Source organism: Streptomyces sp. rh34 (assembly GCF_002551245.1).
Taxonomy (GTDB): Bacteria; Actinomycetota; Actinomycetes; order Streptomycetales; family Streptomycetaceae; genus Streptomyces.
In genome coordinates, this window is the sequence record NZ_NTGZ01000367.1 from 1 (window position 1) to 5,496 (window position 5,496).

The following is a 5,496-nucleotide window of genomic DNA, read 5'->3' on the forward strand; positions in this document are numbered from 1 at the left end:
GCCCGGACCGGAGATCTCCTCCCGTCCGGGCCCGCCGCGCTGTCCGGCTTCCCGAGCCGCCGCCCCGCGGCGACGGCGTCCGGTCAGTGAGCCTGAGCCCCCTGCGGCGTCGCCGGCGTGATGCCCAGCGTCGTGGCGTACAGGGACAGCACGAGCTTGCCGATCGCCGGGTAGGCGCCCAGCGGCTCGGCCGTCGCGCAGCCCGCCTCCTTCGCGGCGGCGTCCAGCAGGCCGGGGTCGACCTCCGGGCCCACCAGGTACGGCGCCAGCGCCAGCTGCGCGGAGCCGGAGCCCTGGAGCTGCTCCGCGATCGAGGCGACCGAGCCCTCCACGTCCAGCGCGGCGGCCATCACCGGCACGGCGAGCCGCGCGGCCAGCAGCATGCCGGTGATCCCGGCGGCCTGCACGGCCTCCTCGCCACCCACGGTGACCAGCACGATGCCGTCGGCGGCGGTGGCCACGGTGAACAGCCTGGCGCGGTCGGCGCGCGCCAGCCCGGCCTCCGACAGCCGTACGTGCAGGGCCTCGGCGAGCAGCGGGTGCGGGCCGAGCACATCGGTCAGCTCGGCCTGCGTACCGCTGTCCATCACGGCCTGCCGTATCCGCCGGATCAGCGCGCTGTCGGGACCCGCGAGCAGCGGGACCACGACGGCGGGCGGACCCGCGGGCTCGGCGACCTCACGGCCGACGGCGACGGCCTGCTCGAAGCGCGCGACGCGCTCGGCGGCGGTGTGGGCGAGAACGGTGGCAAGGGTCGGGTACTCGGCATCGTCGCCGTCGAGGTAGCCGATCCGGGCATTCAGGCCGGGCAGCTCGGAACGGGCGATGCTGATCACTTCTTCGGCCAGGCTGCGTGTGGCCGAGGAGGGGGTACCGGGAACGGCGAGAACGAGCGCGGCAGCGCCCTCGGGTGCGACCACGGGCTCCGGGCGGCGGTGCCGTCCGGACTGGCGAGGTCGCGGCATTCGTACAGGCAGGCCGGAAGCGGGCCCAGTGGGGGTGCTCATGGCGCCGCATGCTACTGGTTTTGCCTCCCCCTCTGTTCGGGGAGGGTCCGGTCGAGCGTTAACTATCCGCTTATGTCCGATGAGTGATGTAACACCGGAGTATCCCTGTCTGTCGGGTCGTCGTTCCGCCGGTCTCCGCCCGCTTCCCTCCGACCGTCACCTCGTCCGGGGTTCGTCGCGCGCCGCCGTTCCGCCGGGCTGCCCGCTTCCGTGCCCCTGGGGCACGAACAACATCGTCGGGTGCAGTGGCAGGCGCAGATCCCCGGCCGCCAGGGCGCGCGCGATCCGGAGTGCGCCGGTCAGTGGATCGCCCGCCGCCGACGTCACCCGGGCCCCCGGCAACAGTCGTGCCAGCTCCTCGCGCAGGGGGGCGATCAGCGGCTCACCCATCCTGAACAGGCCACCGGTCAGAGCCACTTCGCCGCTCTCGCCGCCCTCGGACTCCTTCCCCGCAGGCGTCGGGCACACGGCCGCCGCCGCCTCGGCGATATGTCCGGCGGCCTGCCGCAGGATGCCGGCGGCCACCGGATCCGCTCCGGCGCACGCCGCCACCTCCGGGGCGAACGAGGCCAGCACGGCCGGCCGGTCGGAGCGCGGATAGAGCAGCCCGGGCAGCGCCTCGGCCGGTCCGAACACGGCCCGCAGCCGGTCCAGCAGGGCGGGGGAGCCGCCACGCCGCCCGTCATGGGCCCGCATCGCCGCGTCCAGCCCGGCGCGGCCGATCCACGCACCGCCGCCACTGTCACCCAGAAGATGACCCCACCCGTCGGCCCGGTGCCACTCCATCAGGTCCGTACCGAGGGCGATCATGCCCGTGCCGCCCGCGACGACCGCCCCGGGGCGCTGTCCCACCGCGCCCGCGTATGCCGTCACCGCGTCGGCGGCCAGCGCGAGCCGGCGCACCCCCAGCGCGTCCGCGAGCGCACCGGGCAGCTCCGCACGCAACCGATCGCCGAGCGTGGCCATGCCGGCGGCCCCGATCGCCAGCGCCGCGACCTCACCGGCCGGGTCCTCGGCGGTCGCGGAGGCGGCCGCCCGGTCCAGCAACTCCCGGGCGGCGGGCAGTAGCTGGTCCAGCAGATGCCCGGCGTCGATGCCGCCGGGACCCGTCCGCACCGGCTCCGCGCAGAGCGTCGTCGAGAGCTGGCCGGGCAGCTCCACCCGGCCGAGCGCCACCCGTAGACCGGAGCCCCCGGAGTCCACCCCGAGGACGTAGGCGCCGGGTCCGGCCGCGCCGGGCGCCACCGGGGGGCGGGTCACGGAAGCCGCCAGTCCACGGGCTGCGCTCCCTGGCGCTCCAGCAGTTCGTTCACGCGGCTGAACGGCCGGGAGCCGAAGAAGCCCCGGTCCGCGGACATGGGGGAGGGGTGCGAGGACTCGATCGCGGGGAAGTCGCCCAACTGCGGGCGCAGATTGCGGGCGTCGCGCCCCCACAGGACCGACACCAGCGGTGTGCCCCGGGCGACCAGCGCCTTGATCGCCTGCTCGGTCACCTCTTCCCAGCCCTTGCCCCGGTGGGCCGCGGGCCGCCGCGGCGCGGTGGTCAGCGCCCTGTTGAGCAGCAGCACCCCCTGCCGACTCCACGGTGTGAGATCGCCGTTGGACGGCCTGGGCAGCCCCAGGTCCGCGTGCAGCTCCCGGAAGATGTTCTCCAGACTGCCCGGCAGCGGCCGGACGTCGGGTGCCACCGCGAAGCTCAGCCCGATCGCGTGCCCCGGGGTGGGATACGGATCCTGGCCGACGACCAGCACTCTCACCTCCTCGAACGGCTGCTGGAACGCCCGCAGTACATGAGCCCCGGAGGGCAGGTACGTGCGTCCCGCGGCGATCTCCGCGCGGAGGAAGTCGCCCATAGCGGCGACGCGTTCGGCGACGGGTTCGAGGGCGTCCGCCCACCCCGGCTCGATGATCTCTTTCAACGGTCGTGCTGCCACGGCCCGCACTCTACTGCTGATACGACCGCTCCGATCAACTGCCGTCAGCCGAGCACCACCGCGCGCACGCACAGGACGTCCGGCAGATGCGACGCGAGCTGCCGCCAGCTGTCCCCGTCGTCCGCGCTGGCGTACAACTCGCCGTTGCGGTTGCCGAAGTAGACCCCGGCGGGATCCGCGTCGTCGGTGCACAGCGCGTCCCGCAGCACCGTGCCGTAGTGCGCGCCGTCCGGCAGGCCCTCGGTGAGCGGCTCCCAGGTGCGTCCCGCGTCGGTCGTGCGGAACACCCGGCAGCGGTGCTCCGCCGGGACCCGGTCGGCGTCGGCGTTGATCGGGAAGACGTACGCCGTGTCACCGCGGTGCGGGTGCGCGGCGGCGGCGAACCCGAAGTCGGAGGGCAGACCCGCGCCGATGTCGCTCCAGTGGTCGCCGGCGTCGTCGCTGCGGAACACGCCCCAGTGGTTCTGCAGATAGAGCCGGTCGGGGTCGGCCGCGTCCCGGGTGACCTTGTGGACGCACTGGCCGAACTCCGGGTCCGGGTCGGGGAGGAAGACCGCGGAGACGCCCTTGTTCGACGGGGCCCAGCTCGCACCGCCGTCCTTCGTCCGGAACACGCCGGCCGTCGACACGGCGACGGTCACGGCCCGGGCGTCCCGGGGGTCGGTCAGGACGGTGTGCAGTCCCTCGCCGCCGCCGCCCGGCTCCCACCGTGAGCGGGTCGGGTGCTCCCAGAGCGGACGGACGAGCTCGAACGACTCGCCCCGGTCCTCGGAACGGAACAGCGCGGCCGGCTCCGTGCCCGCGTAGACGACGTCCGGCGCCTCCGGTCCCGCGGGATGCAGCTGCCAGACGCGCTCCAGCGACGCCCCGGTGAACTGGGGGAACTTCACCGCGGGCTGTCGCGGCTCGGTCCAGGTCTCGCCCAGATCGTCGGAGTGGAAGACGGACGGCCCCCAGTGCGCGCTGTCCCCGCCGACCAGGATTCTCGGGGTGTCGCCCCGGGTGTCCACGGCGACCGAGTAGATCGCCTGCGCGTTGAAGTGCGGGCCCGTGATCTCCCAGGTTCCGCCGCGCCTGCGGCCGATGAAGAGACCCTTGCGGGTGCCTGCGGTGAGCAATACGTCGGTCATGGTCCTGGACCTCCCGAAACGCCGTTGTGCCGGAACAGTGTCAGTCTGCACCCGACCACTGACAGCGGCCCGCGTACACGCCCGCCTCCCCGGCCCGCCGCCGCGCGGGCGACTGTTCGGCGTATGCCGCGCCCTTGACCGGCGTCCGGCGGCAGCCCTAGCGTTCAGCTGTCGTAGAAAGCGCTTGCGGGGCGGCCGGTGCGGTGCGCCTGCGCGGCCGTGCGGCCCGTGCCGCCGAGACCCAGGAGCTCCCGTGGTGACCTTCGAAGGACTGCCCGGCGCCGTCGCCGTCTCCCACCTGAGCGTCTACGACTGGCCCGCCGCCGACGGGCTGCGCGGGGGCACCCCGCATCTGCACCTGACCTGCTCGGAGGGGTACGTCGTGGTCGGCGGCAGCGGCTCCGTGCAGACCCTCACGGCCTCCGGCTTCCAGGAGACCCCGCTGACGCCCGGCGCGCTCGTGTGGTTCACCCCGGGCGCCGTGCACCGCCTGGTCAACGAGGACGGACTGCGCGTCATCGTGCTCATGCAGAACAGCGGGCTGCCCGAGGCCGGTGACGCCGTGCTCACCCTGCCGCCCCGCTGTCTCGCGGACCCGGACGTCTACCGCGCGGCCGCGACGCTGCCCGGGGACGCCGAGGAAGCCGTGCGGGAGCGCGCCGCGCGGGCCCGGCGCGACCTCGCCGTGGAGGGGTTCCTCGTCCTGCGCGAAGCCGTGGAGGGCGGCGACCCGGAGCCGCTGGCCGCGTTCCACCGCGCCGCCGCCGCGCTCGTCCGTCCCCGGACGCCCGAGTGGCGCACCCGCTGGGAGAAGGGGGCCGCCACGGCCGCCGCCGCCACCGCCGCCCAGCTCGACGCGCTGGAGCGGGGGGAGGCCGGCCACCTCGCCGACGCCCGCGTCCACTCCGAACATCCCTCGGCGCACGGCGGATTCGGCATGTGCGGCCGCCTGGACGTCTACCGGACCTGAGAGCCTGTCGGGTGACCTTCGACCGGCACCCGTACGCCCCCGCCCCGCTCGCGGCCCCCGCCACCGGGTGCTGACATGCTGGCGGAGGCCGGGCGACGGCCCGGCGACGGCCTGGACACGGGCACAGGGACACCGAGGAGACGACGATGGGCAGCGGGATCACGGACGCCGACGGGCACCCGGTGCCGGTCACGGTCACCGCGGGCGAGCCCGCGCCGGTCGCGGTCGCCGAGCGGGGGGCAGGCCAGGGGCCCCGCGTCGGCGTCCGGCTCTCGTCCCCGGGCGGTGAGCTCGTCTGGTCCTGCACCCCCGAGGCGGCCCGCGAGCTGGCCGCCGCGCTCCTCCGGGCGGCCGAGGAGACCGAGAACGCGCCGGGGGAGCGTCCCGTCACGGTCGAGGCGGGCGAACTGCGCCGGGGCGACGTCCGCGACGGCGACCGGTCCATGACCGTGGAG

General features: G+C 75.0%; 6 protein-coding genes. 2 read left to right on the forward strand and 4 right to left on the reverse strand.

Features of this window, described 5'->3' with window-relative positions; genetic code table 11:
- Positions 1-83 precede the first annotated feature (83 nt).
- The 4 genes from CR470_RS35280 to CR470_RS35295 all read right to left on the reverse strand — a co-directional run bounded on the left by CR470_RS35280 (position 84) and on the right by CR470_RS35295 (position 4,071).
- On the reverse strand, positions 84-1,007 hold the full coding sequence (locus CR470_RS35280; RefSeq protein ID WP_097871596.1) for a sirohydrochlorin chelatase: 924 nt from the start codon (positions 1,005-1,007) through the stop codon (positions 84-86).
- A 156-nt stretch (positions 1,008-1,163) separates the two neighbouring features.
- A complete protein-coding gene (locus CR470_RS35285) occupies positions 1,164-2,267 on the reverse strand; it encodes an N-acetylglucosamine kinase (RefSeq protein ID WP_097871598.1) in 1,104 nt (367 codons plus the stop codon).
- Positions 2,264-2,941 carry a uracil-DNA glycosylase gene (locus tag CR470_RS35290; RefSeq protein WP_097871607.1) on the reverse strand — a complete coding sequence of 226 codons (678 nt, stop codon included), beginning with the start codon at positions 2,939-2,941 and terminating at the stop codon, positions 2,264-2,266. Before CR470_RS35290 ends, CR470_RS35285 begins: the two co-directional genes overlap by 4 nt.
- 44 nt (positions 2,942-2,985) lie before the next feature.
- Positions 2,986-4,071, reverse strand: a complete 1,086-nt coding sequence (locus CR470_RS35295; RefSeq protein WP_097871600.1) for a WD40/YVTN/BNR-like repeat-containing protein — start codon at positions 4,069-4,071, stop codon at positions 2,986-2,988.
- A 253-nt stretch (positions 4,072-4,324) separates the two neighbouring features.
- On the opposite strand from CR470_RS35295, the gene CR470_RS35300 reads away from it, so the two are divergent.
- Both CR470_RS35300 and CR470_RS35305 read left to right on the forward strand, forming a co-directional pair.
- On the forward strand, positions 4,325-5,041 hold the full coding sequence (locus tag CR470_RS35300) for a cupin domain-containing protein (protein ID WP_097871602.1): 717 nt from the start codon (positions 4,325-4,327) through the stop codon (positions 5,039-5,041).
- Between the two features lie 146 nt (positions 5,042-5,187).
- Positions 5,188-5,496, forward strand: a 309-nt coding sequence (locus CR470_RS35305) for a hypothetical protein (RefSeq protein ID WP_097871604.1), incomplete at its 3' end; no start/stop codon positions are given.

What these genes read in the sequence shown, in the direction of transcription:
- CR470_RS35295 (WP_097871600.1), bottom strand. Translation starts at nt 4,071, where the DNA reads ATGACCGACGTATTGCTCACCGCAGGCACCCGCAAGGGTCTCTTCATC.
- CR470_RS35280 (WP_097871596.1), bottom strand. Translation starts at nt 1,007, where the DNA reads ATGAGCACCCCCACTGGGCCCGCTTCCGGCCTGCCTGTACGAATGCCG.